Source organism: Trichloromonas sp. (assembly GCF_034006665.1).
Lineage (GTDB): Bacteria > Desulfobacterota > Desulfuromonadia > Desulfuromonadales > Trichloromonadaceae > Trichloromonas.
On sequence record NZ_JAVESI010000004.1, the window covers coordinates 93,617 to 110,433 of the forward strand.

At 61.4% G+C, this 16,817-nt stretch carries 15 protein-coding genes; all 15 read right to left on the reverse strand.

Features of this window, described 5'->3' with window-relative positions; all coding sequences use genetic code 11:
- Positions 1 to 89: 89 nt before the first annotated feature.
- Entirely contained in the window at positions 90 to 749 is a 660-nt protein-coding gene (locus RBR25_RS03205) for a hypothetical protein (protein ID WP_432818084.1), read from the reverse strand.
- 99 nt (positions 750 to 848) lie between these two features.
- Positions 849 to 2,141 (reverse strand): class I SAM-dependent RNA methyltransferase, encoded by a 1,293-nt coding sequence (locus RBR25_RS03210; RefSeq protein ID WP_432818085.1) that lies wholly within the window; start codon positions 2,139 to 2,141, stop codon positions 849 to 851.
- Complete coding sequence (locus tag RBR25_RS03215) at positions 2,138 to 2,533, reverse strand: hypothetical protein (protein WP_432818086.1); 396 nt, start codon at positions 2,531 to 2,533, stop codon at positions 2,138 to 2,140. Before RBR25_RS03215 ends, RBR25_RS03210 begins: the two co-directional genes overlap by 4 nt.
- A 12-nt stretch (positions 2,534 to 2,545) precedes the next feature.
- The gene (locus RBR25_RS03220; protein WP_432818087.1) at positions 2,546 to 3,277 is read right to left on the reverse strand and encodes an RNA methyltransferase; all 732 of its coding nucleotides are present in this window, start codon (positions 3,275 to 3,277) and stop codon (positions 2,546 to 2,548) included.
- Between the two features lie 11 nt (positions 3,278 to 3,288).
- Complete coding sequence (locus RBR25_RS03225; protein ID WP_432818088.1) at positions 3,289 to 4,053, reverse strand: RsmE family RNA methyltransferase; 765 nt, start codon at positions 4,051 to 4,053, stop codon at positions 3,289 to 3,291.
- Positions 4,034 to 4,450: a DNA polymerase III subunit chi gene (locus RBR25_RS03230; protein ID WP_432818089.1), complete on the reverse strand. Its 417-nt coding sequence runs from the start codon at positions 4,448 to 4,450 to the stop codon at positions 4,034 to 4,036. The genes RBR25_RS03225 and RBR25_RS03230 overlap by 20 nt, the downstream gene beginning before the upstream one ends.
- A 34-nt stretch (positions 4,451 to 4,484) precedes the next feature.
- Complete coding sequence (locus tag RBR25_RS03235; RefSeq protein ID WP_432818090.1) at positions 4,485 to 5,045, reverse strand: 2-oxoacid:acceptor oxidoreductase family protein; 561 nt, start codon at positions 5,043 to 5,045, stop codon at positions 4,485 to 4,487.
- 25 nt (positions 5,046 to 5,070) lie between these two features.
- Positions 5,071 to 5,814, reverse strand: a complete 744-nt coding sequence (locus RBR25_RS03240) for a thiamine pyrophosphate-dependent enzyme (RefSeq protein ID WP_432818134.1) — start codon at positions 5,812 to 5,814, stop codon at positions 5,071 to 5,073.
- A gap of 14 nt (positions 5,815 to 5,828) precedes the next feature.
- A complete protein-coding gene (locus RBR25_RS03245; protein ID WP_432818091.1) occupies positions 5,829 to 6,893 on the reverse strand; it encodes a 3-methyl-2-oxobutanoate dehydrogenase subunit VorB in 1,065 nt (354 codons plus the stop codon).
- Between the two features lie 63 nt (positions 6,894 to 6,956).
- Entirely contained in the window at positions 6,957 to 7,187 is a 231-nt protein-coding gene (locus RBR25_RS03250; protein WP_432818092.1) for a 4Fe-4S binding protein, read from the reverse strand.
- A 175-nt stretch (positions 7,188 to 7,362) separates the two neighbouring features.
- Positions 7,363 to 8,565 carry a cofactor-independent phosphoglycerate mutase gene (locus RBR25_RS03255; protein WP_432818093.1) on the reverse strand — a complete coding sequence of 401 codons (1,203 nt, stop codon included), beginning with the start codon at positions 8,563 to 8,565 and terminating at the stop codon, positions 7,363 to 7,365.
- A 41-nt stretch (positions 8,566 to 8,606) separates the two neighbouring features.
- Entirely contained in the window at positions 8,607 to 9,494 is an 888-nt protein-coding gene (gene xerD / locus RBR25_RS03260) for a site-specific tyrosine recombinase XerD (protein ID WP_432818094.1), read from the reverse strand.
- A 16-nt stretch (positions 9,495 to 9,510) separates the two neighbouring features.
- Positions 9,511 to 12,237, reverse strand: a complete 2,727-nt coding sequence (glnD, locus tag RBR25_RS03265; protein WP_432818095.1) for a [protein-PII] uridylyltransferase — start codon at positions 12,235 to 12,237, stop codon at positions 9,511 to 9,513.
- Positions 12,234 to 14,021 carry an N-acetylmuramoyl-L-alanine amidase gene (locus tag RBR25_RS03270; protein WP_432818096.1) on the reverse strand — a complete coding sequence of 596 codons (1,788 nt, stop codon included), beginning with the start codon at positions 14,019 to 14,021 and terminating at the stop codon, positions 12,234 to 12,236. The genes glnD and RBR25_RS03270 overlap by 4 nt, the downstream gene beginning before the upstream one ends.
- 3 nt (positions 14,022 to 14,024) lie before the next feature.
- Positions 14,025 to 16,640 carry a DNA mismatch repair protein MutS gene (gene mutS / locus RBR25_RS03275; RefSeq protein ID WP_432818135.1) on the reverse strand — a complete coding sequence of 872 codons (2,616 nt, stop codon included), beginning with the start codon at positions 16,638 to 16,640 and terminating at the stop codon, positions 14,025 to 14,027.
- Positions 16,641 to 16,817 lie beyond the last annotated feature (177 nt).

Consider the following 16,817-nt stretch of genomic DNA (forward strand, 5'->3'; position numbering starts at 1 on the left):
TTATTCTCTTCTTTAGATAGACGTCAGGGATCGAAAGAGGCGTTAAGCTACCATGAAACGAACTCGCCAGGCAAGCGTCGAACCGTCGTTCAACGGGAAGCAGCGGAAAGCAGGCGCAACGAACGCAGCATGCAGCGCGCTTCGGGATAATCCTCCGGATCCTTGCCCGAATCGGTGTAATAGAAGAAAAACCACGCATCCCCGGCGAAACCGATGAGGCCGTAAAAGCGGGTGGGAACGTCATGCTTGCGATAGGCGGCGTCAAGGCTGTAGGCATAATCGGCGCCCTTGACCCGCACCCGTCGAACCCGTTGGCTGACCTCAGTCACACCCTCCTCGCTAATCAGACTCTGCGCCGCGAAACGGGTCGAATCGGCAACCATGGAACGCGACGGGGCACTCTCTCCGGCCGCCAAGGGGCTGAAATCGATATCGAGATGAGCACCGCTGACAGGGTTGAAGATGTAGTGCTCGTTGGCCGCGAGGCGTTTGTCGACGGCGGCCTGGAGGGCGGCTTCATCCACCTTCTTGTCGTGCGCTTCGAGATCGTGGGCCAGATGTTCGGTCATCTCCTCGATGAGAAACACGGGAGCCTGAGGGGAGTTTTGCCACCGCTCCGGCGGAATCCGGATCGTCAGGGTTCGCCCAGGGGAAACGTCCAGAACATGATCGGGCCAGGGGCGTTTCGCGCAGGCACAGAGAAAGAGCAGGGACAAAATCAGCAGAAGACGGACAAAGCGTCGGGGCATGGGCTCCTCCCTTGAAGGGCAACGGCCGGGATTAGCCGTTGGATGAAGGAATATACCACGCTTCTCGACCAACAAAAGGCGGGGATGAAAAATGCGGCTTTATACGGGTAGGCGCAGGGAAGTCAGGCTTTCGGTATGGTAGGTCTGGGGGAAGAGATCGAAGGGACGCGACCATTCCAGGTGATAACCGCCATGCAGCAGCGGGACGAGGTCACGGGCCAGGGTCGGCGGATCGCAGGAAACGTAAAGGATGTGCGGTGGTCGCAGACGGGAGAGTTCCTTGGCGACGGTGTAGGCTCCGGTACGCGGCGGATCGAGGAGGACCAGATCGAAAGGTTTCTCGCGGCTGAAAAACTCCGCCGCTCCTTCAGCCGGGCGGGCGTGGAAAGAAACGTTGTCCACGCGGTTTTTGGCAGCGTTGTCGCGGGCCTTGACGATGGAAGGGGCATAATCCTCCACCCCCACCACCTCGGCGACACGGCGGGCCAAGGGCAGGGAGAAATTACCCATGCCGCAGAAAAGATCGAGCACCCGCCGCGGCGGATTTTCGCCGAAGGCGGCCAAGACCTCGGCAACCAGACGCCGGTTCTGGGCCAGGTTGACCTGGGCGAACCCTCCGGGCCCATAGGCCAGGCGCAAGTCGCTGCCGGGTTCGGGATGGATGTACAGATCCTCGGTGCCGGTCACCAGTTGCAGCGAATCCTTGCGTCCGCACTGAAAAAAAAGGGCGTAACCGACCGTTTCCGCCAACGGTCGCAGATAGTCGGCCAACGCCCCTTCCCGCCCGGCGAGGACGTGAACGACGACCCGCACTCGCGCTTCGTCATCAGCCGCCATATCGACCTGGGGAATCTTTTCAGGGCAAGGGGCAGCCGAAAGCCATTGACGAAAATGGGCCAACGCAGCATTGATCGCCGGAGCGGCGATGGGGCACTGGACGACGTCAATGACATAGTGGCTGCCACTGCGGTAGAAGCCCATGACGAAGCCCTTTTCGGTCATGCGGCATTTGAACTGCACCCGACTGCGGTAGCCCCATGCCTCGGGAGCATCAACCAGCGGAAGAACGCTCTTGGCGGAGATTCCCGCTTGGCGGACCAGGATCTCGCGGAAGATTTCCTCCTTCCAGCGCGCCTGCTCGGCATAGTCCAGATGCTGCCACTGGCAACCACCACAGAGACCGAAAACCGGACAAGGCGGGGTGCACCGTCCGGGACCGGCTTCCCGCAAAGCAACCAGTTCCCCTTCGGCGTGACGTTTCTTTTCGCGGACGATGCGGCAGGAGATAAGATCGCCGGGAGCGGTGAAGGGGACGAAGATTGCCTTGCCGTCGTGCCGGCCGATCCCCGCGCCGCCGTAGGCGAGGCGTTCGATGAGCAAGGCTTTGATCATTTCACCACCCGGAAGGGCCGACGGGCCTGTTTGCGTTTTTCCAGTTCGGCAGCAAGCAGTCTGGTTGGGAATTGGGGGGCGCGTAGATAGGCAAAGGTGCTGGCAGCGAAAGCGTCCATCAGTTCGGCGCGCACGGCGGCAAGATCGGCCGTCGCCACCCCCATGCGCTCAAGAGAACGGCTCCACTTCAGCTCCTCGCCGAGCAGTCCGCGTACGCGGTGGGTCTCCCCTTCGGGATCGACCGCATCGGGAAAGAGCGCCGCGGTGAGGGCGACCCGACAGCGCACCTCGATGCGCAGGCGGTGGTAATCGCCGAAATAGCGGTTCGAACCCTCGACGAATTCGAGCCGCACCCCGTTATCGAATTGTTCATTGCGCAGAATGGTTTCCATGCGGCCTCCTCATCATTTTCTGCGCTCGGCCTCGACCCAATCGATGCGACTGAAGAGGCCGTGAAGAATGCGCGTCTCCCGGTCGTTGAGTCCGGCGCGGCCGAAAATGCGACGGAAGGAACGGAGAATGTGCTCGGGGTTCTGAGGATCGAGAAACTCGATGTCGAGCAGGGTACGGCGCATATGCGCGTAGAGTCCCTCCAGGGTCCGGTTCTCGGCGAGCTTCTTGCGCCCGTGTTGGCGACCCTCCAGTTCCCCTCGGGCCTTGGCGGTTTCGTAAAGGCAAAGGGAGACGGCCTGGGCAAGATTCATGGACGGCAGGGCATCGGCGGTGGGAATGGTGATAAAGCGCTGGCAGAGATCGAGCTCCGTCGTCAGCAGCCCGGTATCCTCGCGGCCGAAGACCAGGGCCACGGGGCCGTTCGCGGTCAGCGGAAGCACTTCCCGGGCGGCCTCGTCGGGATGAAGGAAATCCTCCCGGTACTTGCCGAAGCGACGGGTGGTGCCCAGCGCCAGGCGGCAGTCGGCCAGCGCCGAGGGAAGATCCGCGAAGATCCGCGCCGCTTCCAGCAGGGTTCCGGCCTTGACCGCCATGCGCCGGGCCTCGTCGGAGAGGTGATCGGCGCTGGGGTTGACCAAACGCAGATCGGCAAAGCCGAAGTTCATCATCGCCCGACAGACGGAACCGACGTTTAACGCTCCCTGGGGTTCGACCAGCACCACGGCGATATTGGCAAGATTCATGGCGACTTCCATTAGCCTAAGTCCCCCAGGGCGTATTGCAACAGCGCCGCGCCGACGATGGCCGCCGTTTCGGTACGCAGAATCCGTCCGCCGAGAGAGACCACCAAAATCCCCGTCCCTTGCGCCTCTTCGATCTCCGCCGCGGTGAAGCCCCCTTCCGGGCCGACCAGCAGGGCGATGCGTTCCGGCCGCTGGCCGCGTAGCGCTTCCTTGAGCGTCCAGCCTGCCTCCCCCTCGTAGAGCATCAGGCGCAGCTCGCTTTCGGCACATTCTCCCAGAACCTCTTGCCAATGGAAGACCGGGGCCAGTTCCGGCAACATCCCCCGGCGGCACTGATAGGCGGCGCGCCGTAACACCTGAGGCCAACGGTGGGATTTCTTCTGCGCGGCGTCCCGCTCATCGAGGGTGGCACTGCGCTGCGAAACATAGGGAACGATGCGGCCGACGCCGATTTCAGTCAGTTTCTGCAGCACCAGTTCAAAGCGTTCCTTTTCCGGCAGGGCCTGGTAGACGATGATTTCTACGGGACTTTCAGGGGGAACGGAGAACTTCCGGAAGGGAATGAGAACACGTCGCCCGGCCTCTTCATGCAGCCGGACACGATGAAAAGCCCCGCTGCCGTCAACCAGGGTGAAGATCTCGCCGGATCGAGCCTGCCAGCACGCCAGCGCCGCTTCCAAAGACTCACCCAGGGGGATTTCCCGCTCCGGCGTCACCCGCCCCGAAACGCGCAGCAGGCTTGCCGCACCTCCTCCATTAACGCATGGACGGGGCAAAACCGGCCTCCCGAAAGCGGGCGAAGCGGCGACGGGCGGCCTCTGCCAGAGCATCGTCATACATTTCGGCGAAATCGATGATTCGCTCGAACTGGCCCGTGAACTCAAGGGAAGCGGGACGCCCCATGATCAGCACCCGTGCCCCATTGGGGTTACGCTCTTCAACGGCGATGACCACCGGCTCGTCAAGACAGTCGACGGCGCCGTTGGCGAAGGCGTGGGGAAGAAAGGAGCCCTTTTTCCAGGTCCACATAAAGCGGTCGAGGGTCACCGCCTGGTTGTCGTCGTGCACCAGAATCAACACCCGCTCCCCTTCGGCGAAGAACTCCTCGGCCAAGCGGCACAGATGCAGGGCTTTTTCCTCTTTCTTCAGCTTAACAAATTCAACCTTGGGCATAATACCGGACCTTCGCGAGCCAGGGCGCAGAGGGTCAGGCGGCCGCGTTCATCGCGGCGCGGGCACGGGCGGCACCGAGGTCGATAGCCTGGACGTTGAGGGGAATGAAACGATGATTGCGCTCCGGCAAGGCGTCGGCAAGGGCCGCCTTAAGGGCGTCGAGGGAGACGGCACCGGTCAGTTCGGCGTAGGCACCGATGGCGATCATGTTGAGCAACCGGGCATCGCCAATTTCCAGGGCCATTTCGTTGAGGGGCAGACGAAGCACCCGCAAATCGGAACGGCTGTCGCCGCAATCCTCAATGAGGGAGCTGTTGATGATACACAAACCGCCGGAACGCACCCGACCGAAATATTTTTCCATGGAGAGGGGATTGAGCAGAATCGCCGCGCCGGGGTTGCCGATGACCGGCGATCCGACTTCGCCGTCGGCGACCACCACCGTGCAGGTCGCCGCCCCGCCCCGCTTCTCGACGCCGTAGGCGGGAAAGTAGGAGGCATTGCGCCCTTCGCGGATGGCCGCGTAGGCGAGCAGGTTGCCGATCAGCAGAATGCCCTGGCCGCCGAAGCCGGCCATGAAAACTTCATGATTCATTGTCTTCTCCATCAACGCGCCCGATTCAGGCGGCGCTCGTATCCTTGAAGGTCGCCAGGGGGAAGTAAGGGATCATCTCCTCGGCGATGCGGGCATTGGCCTTGAGGGGATCCATCCCCCAGTTGGTCGGGCAGGCCGAGAGGACTTCGACGAAGGAAAAACCACGCCCCTGAAGCTGGGTCTCAAAAGCCTGCTTGATCACTCGCCCGGCCTGCATCACGTTTTTCGGGGTATTGACCGCTACCCGGGCGCTGAAAGCCACGCCTTCGAGTTGGGCCAGAAGTTCGGCCATGCGGATCGGATAGCCGTCGTTGCCGACGTTGCGTCCGTAAGGCGAGGTCGAGGTCTTCTGATTGGGCAACGTGGTCGGCGCCATCTGCCCGCCGGTCATGCCGTAGGTGGTGTTATTGACGAAAATGACTGTCATCCCTTCCCCCCGATTGGCGGCGTGAATGATTTCGCTGGTACCGATGGCCGCCAGATCGCCGTCCCCCTGATAGGTGAAGACGAACTTGTCCGGGCAGGCACGTTTGACACCGGTCGCCACCGCCGGTGCCCGGCCGTGGGGCGCTTCGACCACATCGATGTCGAAGTAGGCGTAGAGAAAAACGCTGCAACCCACGGAAGCGACGCCGATGGTCTTCTCCTGGACACCGAAATGATCCATCGCTTCGGCGACCAGCCGATGGATGGTGCCGTGCTGGCAGCCGGGGCAGAAATGGGTCTGGACATCCTTGAGGGAAACGGGATGGGCGAATACCTGTTGCATGGCGGTCGACATGATCAATCCTTGTAATACGTGCGAATCTGGGCCAGCAGCTCTTCCGGGGTCGGCAGGGAACCGGCTCCCGGCGGACGACCGTAGAAAAAGACCTCGGCATCCCGAGCCACGGAGAGGCGGACATCCTCCACCATCTGGCCGGTGTTGAGCTCGAAGCAGAGTACCCGTTTGGTGCGCGCGGTAGCGTCGGCAAAGGCCTTGTCCGGAAAGGGAAAGAGAGTGATGGGGCGCAACAGACCGACCTTGAGCCCCTCTTCCCGAGCCATGCGGATGGCGGTCTTGGCGATGCGGGAGGTGACGCCAAAGGCCGTCACCAGCAGCTTGGCATCGTCGAGTCCGGCGGTCTCGCAACGCGTTTCCCGCTCGCGAAGCTCTTGGTACTTACGGTACAGCTTCCAGTTGTGGGCTTCGAGCTCGCCGTCGCCAAGGTAAAGGGATTTGACCACCCGCTGGGCGCGGCCGTCCTTGCCGGAAACGGCCCAGTCCTTGGCCGGAAGATCGGCGGGAGCAACGTAGGGATGAGGAATCAGCGCCTCCTTCATCTGCCCGAGGACGGAATCGCCGAGGAGCATGGCCGGCACCCGGTAGCGGTCGGAGAGATCGAAGGCGAGCATGGTCAGGTCGTACATCTCCTGTACCGAATGGGGGGCGAGAACAATGGTGTGATAGCCGCCGTGGCCGCCCCCTTTGACCGCTTGGAAGTAGTCGGACTGGGAGGCGTCGATACCGCCGAGACCGGGACCGCTGCGGGAGATATTGACGATCAACCCGGGCAGCTCGCTCCCCGCCATGTAGGAAATTCCCTCCTGCTTGAGGGAGATGCCGGGGCTGGAAGAGGAGGTCATCGCCCGCATGCCGCAAGCGCTGGCGCCAAGCAGCATGTTGATCGAGGCGATTTCGCTCTCGGCCTGGATGAAAGTGCCGCCGACCTTGGGAAACTCACGGGATATGTATTCGGGAATGTCGCTTTGAGGGGTGATGGGATAACCGAAATAGAAGCGGCAGCCCGCCTCGATGGCCCCCATGGCGACGGCTTCGTTACCTTTGACTAACAGACGTTTCTGCAAAACGACCTCCGGACGCACCGTCCCTGCCGCGGCAACTCCGGGCACGGTCGGTGCGCTTGATTATCAGGCGACTTTTACTTTGACTTCTTTGAAGATGGTAATGGCCACATCCGGACAGATCCGGGCGCACATGGCGCAGGAGACGCATTTTTCCTGATCCTCATCACTGATGACCGCCGGCAGAAAACCCTGGCGATTGAGCTTGTCGCTCATACGGATCAGGCCATGGGGACAAGCGGTGGTACAAAGTCCGCAACCCTTGCAGCGCAATTCATCGATCACAACCTTTTGCACGATGGATGTCCTTCCCGGGGAAAACAGAACCTTTTTGGGCGTTTCAATCAAGTTTTCAAAATTAACAAACGGGGCCTTCGGGCGTCAACGGAAATTTTCTCCCGCCCCGTCCGTGCAAAGGAAGGGGCGATCCCCACCCAGGGACCGCCCCGACAACGATCTCCGCAAAACGGCCTCAGCCGAGCAGACGGCTCATCATGACGTGCCCTTCGCGGAGGTGCAACCCGGTGGCGGCGGCAGCTTTCTCCCCGTACCCCTCCACCTTCCCTACCGGTGGGAACTCCCCGGCCGACCCAAAGAGGATGTAGGGGACGGGATCAAGGGTATGGGTCATTTTGCGTACCGGGGTAGGGTGATCGGGGAGGACCAGCACCCGGTAATCGCCCAGTGCGGGCAATCCGGCCAGCACCGTGCCGACCACCAGCTCGTCGAAAGCCTCGATGGCGGCGATTTTGTCCTGGAGATTGCCTGAATGGGCCGCCTCGTCGGGGGCTTCCACATGCAGGTAGACGAAATCCCGGCTTTTAAGCGCCTCTAGGGCGGCCTCGGCCTTGCCCCGGTAGTTGGTGTCGAGATAGCCGGTAGCCCCGGGAACCTCGATAATATCGAGCCCGGCGCAAACGCCGATGCCCTTGATCAAGTCGACGGCGGAAATCACCGCGCCGCTGATTCCGTACTTCTCTTTCATCGTCTGCATGCGCGGCGCGCGGCCGTGCCCCCAGAGCCAGATGGAATTGGCCGGGGCCAGGTCGGCATCCATCCGCCGGTCATTGACCGGATGCCTCTTGAAGAGCATCTGCGACGAGGTCATCAGATTGATCAGGGCATCAGCCCCTTCCCCCCTGGGGAGATGCTCCTCAATGCTCTGGTGGGTCAGGTCGTGGGGCGGCGTAAAGGTCAACTTGTCGCTCCCGCCTTTCCAGACCATCAGGTGCCGATAGGAAACCCCGGGATAGAACTGGAACTCGTCACCGCCGAACTCCTCCTGCAAGTCGGCGATCAGCACCCGTGCCTCGGCAGTGGTGATATGTCCAGCGGAAAAATCCTCCATGTAAAGCTTGCCGTAATGGGGAAGCAGAGTCACCAGATTGAGCCGGAAGGCAACATCGTCCGGTCCGAGCTCCACCCCCATGCTAGCCGCTTCAAGGGGCGAGCGGCCGCTGTAGCAGGAAGCGGGATCGTAACCGAAAACGGAGAGGTTGGCGACATCGCTGCCGGGGTGAAACCCCTGGGGCACGGTCTCCAGCAGGCCGACTTCCCCCTTGCGGGCCAAAGCGTCCATGTTCGGGGTGCGGGCATGCTCCAGAGGGGTGCGCCCGGAGAGTTCCTCCAGGGGCTCGTCGGCCATGCCGTCTCCCAGTAAAACGATATATTTCATGATCTCCTCGCGATGAAATGATTTCCCGGTTTCGCCTTCGCTCAGCCCCGGGGATGATGCCGCTCGTGGATTTGCCGGAGACGTTCCCGGGTGACCTGAGTGTAGATCTGGGTGGTAGAGATGTCCACATGCCCGAGCAGGGTCTGCACCGAGCGCAGATCAGCGCCGTTTTCGAGCAGATGGGTAGCGAAGGAATGGCGCAGAGTGTGGGGGGAAATCTCTTTTAATATTCCGGCCTCGGCAGCACGGCGCTTAATAATCTTCCAGAAGCCCTGCCGTGTCAACCCCTTGCCGGCACGGTTGAGAAAAATGCGGGGGTCGTTGCCGCTTCCGGCGAAGTGGGGACGGGATTCGACCAGATAGAGGCGCAACTCATCGCTCGCCGGCTCCCCAAGGGGGACGATGCGCTGCTTGCTCCCCTTGCCGAAAACCCGCACATAACCCACATCGAGCTGCAAGTCGGAAAGTCTCAGGCCGACCAGCTCGGATACCCGCAGGCCGGTGGCATAGAGGACCTCCAGCATGGCCCGATCGCGCCGGTCGCGAGGCTCGATCCCGGCCGGCGCGGCGAGCAGGCGCTCGACCTCGGCTGGGGAGAGGGCATGGGGAAGCAGACGCGGGGTCTTGGGCGCTTCGATGAGAGCGGCGGGATGGCTCGCCGTCATCCCCTCGACGAAGAGGAACTTGTGGAACATGCGCACCGCGGTGAGTTTGCGCGCCCGACTGCGCGGTGCCAGCCCGCTTTCCCGCAAATGTCCGAGATAGCCGAGAATCGCGGTCGGGGTCACGGCCTCGGGGTCACGTATGCCTCGTTGGGAGAGATATTCCAGGTAATGGGCAAGATCCCGCCCGTAGGCATCAAGGGTATGGGCCGAGAGCCCTTTTTCCACCAAAAGCAGGTTCAGGAAGTGATCGAGAAGTGCATCCATAAGCGGTCACCGGCACCTATCCGGCGCTCTTCTCCTCGACCTCCAGCTCCGCCAATCCCGCCAGCAACCTTCCGCGAATCTCCTCCAGCTTCTCCGCTGCGGTCACCTTGTGACCGAAAATGTCCTGCACATAGAAGGTGTCGGAAACCTGGTCGACCTTGGTGGAAATCTTCGCTACACCGATGTAGAGACCCAGTTCCTTGAGGGCTTTGGTGATCCGGTAAAGCACGCCGACCCGATCCTGGGCGTAGATGTCGATAACCGTGTATTCGTCGGAAACCTCATTGTCGATTTCCACCCGGTTGGTGAACTTGGGGCGGGGGCGGGAGGGGGGAAGATTCGAGCGGTGGCGCTTACGCACCAGTTCGTCGACCCGTACCCGCCCCTGGATCACCGCTTCGAGATCTTCTTCGACCTTGCGCCACTTCTCGTCATTTTCCACCAGATCGCCGGCGGCGCCGCTGACCTGAAGGACATCGATGGCAATGCCGTTATTCAAGGTGTTGATCTGGGCGCCGAGGATGTTGATGCCGTTGGCGGCCATAACTCCGGCGATTTTTGAAAAGAGTCCGGGAATATCGAGAGTTGAGATGGAAAGCTGGGTATAGCTGCCCTGGGGCTCCTGCTCGACCTTCATCGCCAGGGTGCGGTTCTTGCGGCTGAAGGCCAGCCGCAAATGTTCGGCAATGACCGCCGAACGGTTGGAGAGGACGTAACGGGTCGACATCTCCTTGAGAGCATCCTGTACGACACGCTTGCCAAATTCTTCCTCGAGCAGACCTACCACTTTGCGCTTGCGGTTGCGGACCTTTTCCGAACGCTGCTCCAGCTGAAAATTGCCCCGTTCCAGCACCTGATAGGTCTTTTCATACAGTTCCTTGAGGAGAAAGCCTTTCCAGTCGGACCAGACATCGGGACCGACTGCGCGCAGATCGGCGAAGGTGAGCAGATAGAGCATGTTGAGGTTTTCACTCATGCCCATGGTCCGGGCGAACTGCATGATCAGCTTATCGTCGTGCAGGTCACGGCGCTGGGCAATATGGGACATGTCGAGATGCCGGCGCACCAGGAACTCGAGGCGAGCGCTGTCCTCCTTGTTCAGCCCCATGCGCCGGGCGAGAGTCGGAATCATGTCCGCCCCTTTGTTGCAGTGATCCCGCCCTTCCCCCTTGCCGATATCGTGCAGCAACACCGCCAAAAGCAGCAGCCCACGCTTTTCGATTTCCCCGGCGACCTTGGTCAACAGCGGCGCCGTCTCCCGATATTCCCCGAGCCAGAGTTTGGCGATCTCCTCCACGGCGAAAAGGCTGTGCACATCCACCGTGTAGATATGATAGGCGTCGTACTGCACTTTGCAAAAAATTCGCCCGAACTCGGGGATGAATTTGTTGAGGAAGCGCAGGTGGTGCATCTCTTTGAGGGTGGCCGCCAAGCCTTGGGGATGGCGCAGAATTTCCAGGAAATCTTCATTGATTGTCCGGCTTCGCCGTACCCGGTCGTTGATATGCCTGAGGTTGTCGCGAATCAGGCCTTTCAGGGCTACGCTCAGTTTGACCCCGTGCCGCTGGGAAAGGAGAAAAGCGCGCATCATGCGCGCCGGATCCTTCTCGAAAAGATCGCCCTGGCTCACCTGGAGTTCGCCATGCAGGATGAAAAAACCGGGTTCCACGGTGCGCCGGGTGAAGTAGCCGAAGATCCCGGTTTTCGGTTCGCTGCCGCGCACCGCCTTGCCGAGCAGGCTGGAGGCGATGTGCTCGGTCTCGGTGGCGTGGGCGTAAAAATCCTGCATGAACTGCTCTACCGCCAGCCCCTTGCGGTCATCCTTGTAGCCGAAAAAGCGGGCGAGCTTTTCCTGCTTGTCGAAATGCAGTTGCTCGTTCTTGCGCGGCGACAGGAAGTGAAGCTCGTTGCGCACCCGCCAGAGATAATCGAGGGCCGCCTCATAGGCCTCCCCCTCCTGCTCGCTGATCACTCCTTTAATAATGAGATCGCGCAGGGAACGGGCCTTGAACTTGACCCGCGCCACCCAGAGGGCGGTTTGCAGGTCGCGCAATCCTCCTTCTCCCTCTTTGATGTTGGGTTCGAGCAAATAGACGGAGGAACCGTACTTGTGCAGACGCCTCTCGTTCTCCTGCAGTTTCTCGTCAATAAAAGCGCGGCTGTTCTGGCTCAGCACCTTCTGGTAGACCTTGCGCTCGTATTCGCCATAGAGTTCCTCATCGCCAACCAGGAAGCGGGAATCAAGCAGGGCGGTACGCGCCGTGATGTCCTTGGCCGCCATGTCGAGACAGTCCTGCTCGGTGCGCACGCTGTGCCCGGGCGGCAGGCCAAGATCCCAGAGTAGATAAAGCATACGTTCGGAAAGGAGTTCGGCGAAGGAGCGATCCTTGCCGCTGTAATAGAACATCAGGTCGATGTCCGAATGGGGGTTAAGTTCCCCCCGACCGTAGCCGCCGATGGCGATAAGGGCGCAGGAACCGACCTGCGCCGCCGGTACGTCAGCGAGAATGCTGCGGTAGAGGTTGCGCAGCAAGGTGTCGGTCATCGAAGTGAGACTGCCGACGACCTGCCGTCCCGAGCCCCCCCCTTCATGCTTCGCGCGGATACGGGAACGGTGGTAATCGAGATAGGCACAGCCGGCGATCAAGAGCAAAGAGCGCCGCTCCTCATAAGGGATGGCCGGGTCGGTGAGCAGTTCCCGGGAGAAAAAGGACTCAGTGCGTTCGGTAGGTTCGAGGGTCATCTGCCGGCCACCTGTCTGAGAGCCGAGGCGTAGTTGCGCACTCCCTTGACGATTGCGGCGCTCGTCTCTTGCTGAAAGTCACGACTGGCCAGACGCGTTTCCTCCCGCTTGTGGCTGATGAAGGCCGCCTCCACCAAAACCGAGGGCATGGTCGCACCGACCAGCACGTAAAAAGGCCCTTGCTTCACCCCCAGGTCACGGATATCCGGATAGTGCCCCTTCAGGTCGCGGACCAGGGCATTCTGGATCTCCGCCGCCAGGCGACTCGACTCGTTGATCTTGGCATTGGCCATGAGGTCGAAGAGGATCAACTCGAGATCGCCGACCTGTTTGAGGGAGGTGCCGTTTTCCCGGGCAGCGACGGCGGCGGCCTTATCGTTCTTGGAAAAATTCAAATAGTAAGTCTCCACCCCGTAAGCGCTCTTGTTGTGGCTGGCGTTGGCATGGACGGAGATGAAGAGATCGGCGCCGACCTTGTTGGCGATAGCGGTGCGCTCCTCCAGGGGAAGGAAGACATCCCGGTCGCGGGTCAAAATGACCTCGCAGCCCAGTTCCCGCTCCAGCTCGGATTTGAGCAGCTTGGCGATGGACAGGGTGACCTGCTTTTCTTGAAGACCCGACGGGCCGATGGCGCCGGGATCCTTGCCACCATGTCCGGCATCGACGACGATCCGTCGCAGTCCCTCGACCGGAACCGGCGCGGGCGCCTTGCGCGGAACCTTCACGGGCTTGTGCACAACCGGCGGTAAAATTTTCGCCGGCGGGGCAACCGGTTTCTTCTCCGGCGGCGAGAGGGCGCGCAATTCCGGTCCGGGTGCGGCGCTCAGCATCGCCTGGGCGTCGCCGTAGACATCAATGACGATGCGATAGGGATCGGGCAGGGTAAAGGTTTTGTAGCTATGGTAGGCGACCAGGTCGAGAACCACGCGCATGGTCGTCGGATCGAAGCGGGCGGCCCGCACCTGACGCAGTAAACCGTCCTCGACCTTGATCTGTTCCACCAGATTCGCCGCCGGACTGACTTTTTTGATGTCGAGATAGATTCGGGGCGGCAGACCGTTCTTGGCATCGGCGGGAAGGACGTTGGTGGAAAACTCCGGCTGTCCCGCAAGGTCAAGAACAACACGGGTATAGCCCGGCTTCGACCAATAACGCAGACCGTTCAACTGCGCCACGCCGGCCTCCGCTGGGACAGGCGCGGTCGCCGGAGAAGGCGCCGGCAGCTCAGCGCTCTTTGCCGGAGCCGATGCAACGGGAGCGACATCGACCGGAGGCGCCGGCGGTGCAAAGGCGATGAGCGCCACCGCCCGGCTCCGCGCCCGGGGGAGCATATCGCCTTCAGGATAGCGCTCGACCACCGCCTGATAGCGGAGGTAGGCCAAATCTTTCTGTTCAAGGAGCGTTTCGTAAATGCCGCCTGCGGCGAAAAGGGCGTCGTCGGCCAAGGACGATGCCGGATAGCTTTCCGCCACCTGCTCGAAGAGCCGAACGGCGGCACCGGCATCCCCGGGATTGCGGGAAACATCATAGAGTTCGCGGGTAGCCCGGGCCGCCATGAAGAGGCCATCAGCGCCGTGCGTCCCTTGCGGATATTTTTCCGTGACCGCCTCGAAGCTACGGATCACCCCCTCCCACTGGTCGCGATGGAGCTTCTTCCGGGGCGAATCGACCAGCCGCGTGTAGTTCTCCCTGGCCTTGACGTAGGCCGCATCGGAGGCATCCCCAAAAACCTGGGCGGGAAACAGGAAAAGACTGAGCAAAACCGCGAAAAGCAAAGATCTCATGGATTACACCAGAGCCTTGAGTTCATCCAACAGATTGAGGGCCTGCAAAGGGGTCAGAAGTTGCACGTCGAGTTCCGCCAACCGTTGTCGCAAGGGATCGGCGGCACTGTCAAAAAGGGAAAGTTGAGGCGAGGCCGCGACCTTTTTACGCCCCTTGCCCCGAGCCAGGCGCGGCTCCCCTTCCCTCTCGAATTCCCCCGATTCGAGATTTTTCAACACCTCACGGGCGCGCTCGATCACCTGCCGGGGGAGCCCGGCGAGGCGGGCGACCTGGATGCCGTAGGAATGGCTCGCCCCGCCTTCGACGATCTTGCGCAGGAAGATGATCTGCTCGTTCCATTCCTTGACGGCGATGTTGCAGTTCCGCACCCGCTCGCGGGTCAGGGCAAGATCGATCAGTTCGTGATAATGGGTGGCGAAGAGGGTCTTGGCCGCCACCTCGGGGACGTCATGGAGGTATTCGGCCACCGCCCAGGCAATGCTGAGGCCGTCGAAGGTCGAGGTGCCCCGGCCGATCTCGTCAAGGACGATGAGGCTGCGCGGGGTGGCGTGACGAAGGATATTGGCCGCCTCGGTCATTTCCACCATGAAGGTCGACTGACCGCGGGCCAGGTTGTCGCTCGCTCCGACCCGGGTAAAGATACGGTCGACTACCCCAATGCGGGCGGTTTTCGCCGGCACCAGACTACCCATTTGCGCCATCAGCACGATCAACGCCACCTGGCGCATAAAAGTCGACTTGCCCGCCATGTTCGGCCCGGTAATAATGAGAATCTGGTTTTCACGGGTATCCATCAGCACGTCGTTGGCGACGAAACGCTCAGACAGGCTCATCGTCTCGATGACCGGATGGCGCCCCTCGCGAATCTCCAGATCGCCGCTTTCACCCATCTCCGGCCGGACGTAGTTGCGCTCGTGAGCGAGATCGGCGAGGGCCGCGAAGACATCGAGCTCGGCAAGAGCGGCGGCGGTCGCCTGGATGCGCGCCCCTTCAGCCGCCACCTGTTGGCGGATTCCCTGAAAAAGATCGAATTCGAGCTGGGTCAGGCGCTCCTCGGCCCCCAGCACCTTCTCCTCATACTCTTTCAGAGCCGGGGTGATATAACGCTCGGCGTTGGCCAGAGTCTGGCGGCGCTGGTAATCCTCCGGCACTCGGGCGAGATGGCTGCGGGTGATTTCGATATAGTAGCCGAAAACCTTATTGAAGCGAACCTTGAGCGAGGAAATACCGGTACGCTCCTTCTCCTGACTCTCCAGGCGGGCGATCCAGCCCTTACCCTCCCAACTGACGGCGCGCAGGTCGTCCAGTTCAGCATGGAAACCGTCGCGGATGATCCCGCCTTCACGCAGGACGAAGGGCGGATCATCGACGATGCCGGTGGCAATGAGGGCGCGCAGATCCTCCAGAGGATCGATATTCCGCCGCAACTCACCCAGACGCGGACTTTCGCACACGGCGAGAAGATCGATGAGGTTAGGGAGCCGCTCCAGGGAAGCACGCAGCGCCGTGAGATCCTTGGCGTTGGCATGGGCCATGGAAATTTTGCCGTTGAGCCGCTCCAGATCGTAGACGCCATCCAGGGATGCGCGCAGTTCGTCACGAAGCAGGCTCCTCTCCACCAACTCCGAGACGGCGGCGTGCCGGGCCCGGATCGGCTCGATGCGCAGCAGCGGCTGGTTGATCCAGTCTTTGAGCAGGCGCCCGCCCATGGCGGTGACGGTACGGTCAAGCACGCCGAGGAGCGAGCCCTTGCGCCGCCCGTCGTGAAGGGTGGCGGTCAACTCCAGATTGCGGCGGGTCGCCTCATCGAGAACCATGAAATCGCCGCCCTGGCTGGTGGTTGGCGGACGCAGATGGGGCAGAAGCCCTTTCTGGGTTTCTTCCAGATAATGGAGAACGCCGCCGGCGGCGCGAATCGCCCCGGTCAGCCCGGCGCAACCGAAAGTTTCCAGCGGGACGTCGTCGAAGGCGGCGTGCAACATCTCTTCCGCCCGGTCGGGAGCGAGCACCCAGTCGGGGAGCCATTCGATGCGCCGACCGTCGAGGATCGTGCCGAGCTCCTTGCGCAACGCTTCCCCCTCTTCCCCGGCCGCGAGCAACACCTCCCGGGGATTAAAGCGGGCCAGTTCGCCGCGCAGCCCTTCCCCTTCGGAAACCTCGGTCAGACGAAACTCACCCGTGGTGATATCGACCGCAGCCAGCCCGAATCGCCCCGGACGGCCCCCGGCGATGGCGAGCAGGTAGTTGTTTTCCTTGGGTTCGAGAGTGTCGGTGTCGACCACCAAGCCGGGGGAGACGACCCGCACCACTTCGCGGCGGACAATGCCCTTAGCGGCCTTGGGGTCTTCCACCTGTTCGCAGATGGCGACCTTGTAGCCTTGCTCGACGAGACGGGCGATGTAGGGCTGACAGCTGTGATAAGGGATGCCGCAGAGGGGAACTTCTTCAGCCGCTCCTTTGTTGCGAGAAGTCAGGGTGATGTCAAGGACGCGGGAAGCCGTAACCGCATCGTCGAGAAACATTTCGTAGAAATCGCCAAGGCGGAAGAAGAGGATGGCATCGGGGTACTGTTCCTTGATTTCCAGGTACTGCCGCATCATGGGGGTGGTGCCGGTCATGCCGCTGTCAACCTCGCCGTGCTCGAAGGGTTGGAAAGGCCGGAACATTTTCCCGCCTTTCTTTCCCGCAAAAAATTAATCTTGGGTATGTTAGCAGAGGCAGGGAACCCTGTAAACTTTTTCCAGGTCGCTCCAACCCCCTCATCCTTCCGCAAAAACCTTGACCGGGGCCGACCG

What these genes read in the sequence shown, in the direction of transcription:
- RBR25_RS03205 (WP_432818084.1), bottom strand. Translation starts at nt 749, where the DNA reads ATGCCCCGACGCTTTGTCCGTCTTCTGCTGATTTTGTCCCTGCTCTTT.
- RBR25_RS03210 (WP_432818085.1), bottom strand. Translation starts at nt 2,141, where the DNA reads ATGATCAAAGCCTTGCTCATCGAACGCCTCGCCTACGGCGGCGCGGGG.
- RBR25_RS03215 (WP_432818086.1), bottom strand. Translation starts at nt 2,533, where the DNA reads ATGGAAACCATTCTGCGCAATGAACAATTCGATAACGGGGTGCGGCTC.
- RBR25_RS03220 (WP_432818087.1), bottom strand. Translation starts at nt 3,277, where the DNA reads ATGAATCTTGCCAATATCGCCGTGGTGCTGGTCGAACCCCAGGGAGCG.
- RBR25_RS03230 (WP_432818089.1), bottom strand. Translation starts at nt 4,450, where the DNA reads ATGCCCAAGGTTGAATTTGTTAAGCTGAAGAAAGAGGAAAAAGCCCTG.
- RBR25_RS03235 (WP_432818090.1), bottom strand. Translation starts at nt 5,045, where the DNA reads ATGAATCATGAAGTTTTCATGGCCGGCTTCGGCGGCCAGGGCATTCTG.
- RBR25_RS03240 (WP_432818134.1), bottom strand. Translation starts at nt 5,814, where the DNA reads ATGCAACAGGTATTCGCCCATCCCGTTTCCCTCAAGGATGTCCAGACC.
- RBR25_RS03255 (WP_432818093.1), bottom strand. Translation starts at nt 8,565, where the DNA reads ATGAAATATATCGTTTTACTGGGAGACGGCATGGCCGACGAGCCCCTG.
- xerD (WP_432818094.1), bottom strand. Translation starts at nt 9,494, where the DNA reads ATGGATGCACTTCTCGATCACTTCCTGAACCTGCTTTTGGTGGAAAAA.
- glnD (WP_432818095.1), bottom strand. Translation starts at nt 12,237, where the DNA reads ATGACCCTCGAACCTACCGAACGCACTGAGTCCTTTTTCTCCCGGGAA.
- RBR25_RS03270 (WP_432818096.1), bottom strand. Translation starts at nt 14,021, where the DNA reads ATGAGATCTTTGCTTTTCGCGGTTTTGCTCAGTCTTTTCCTGTTTCCC.
- mutS (WP_432818135.1), bottom strand. Translation starts at nt 16,640, where the DNA reads ATGACCGGCACCACCCCCATGATGCGGCAGTACCTGGAAATCAAGGAA.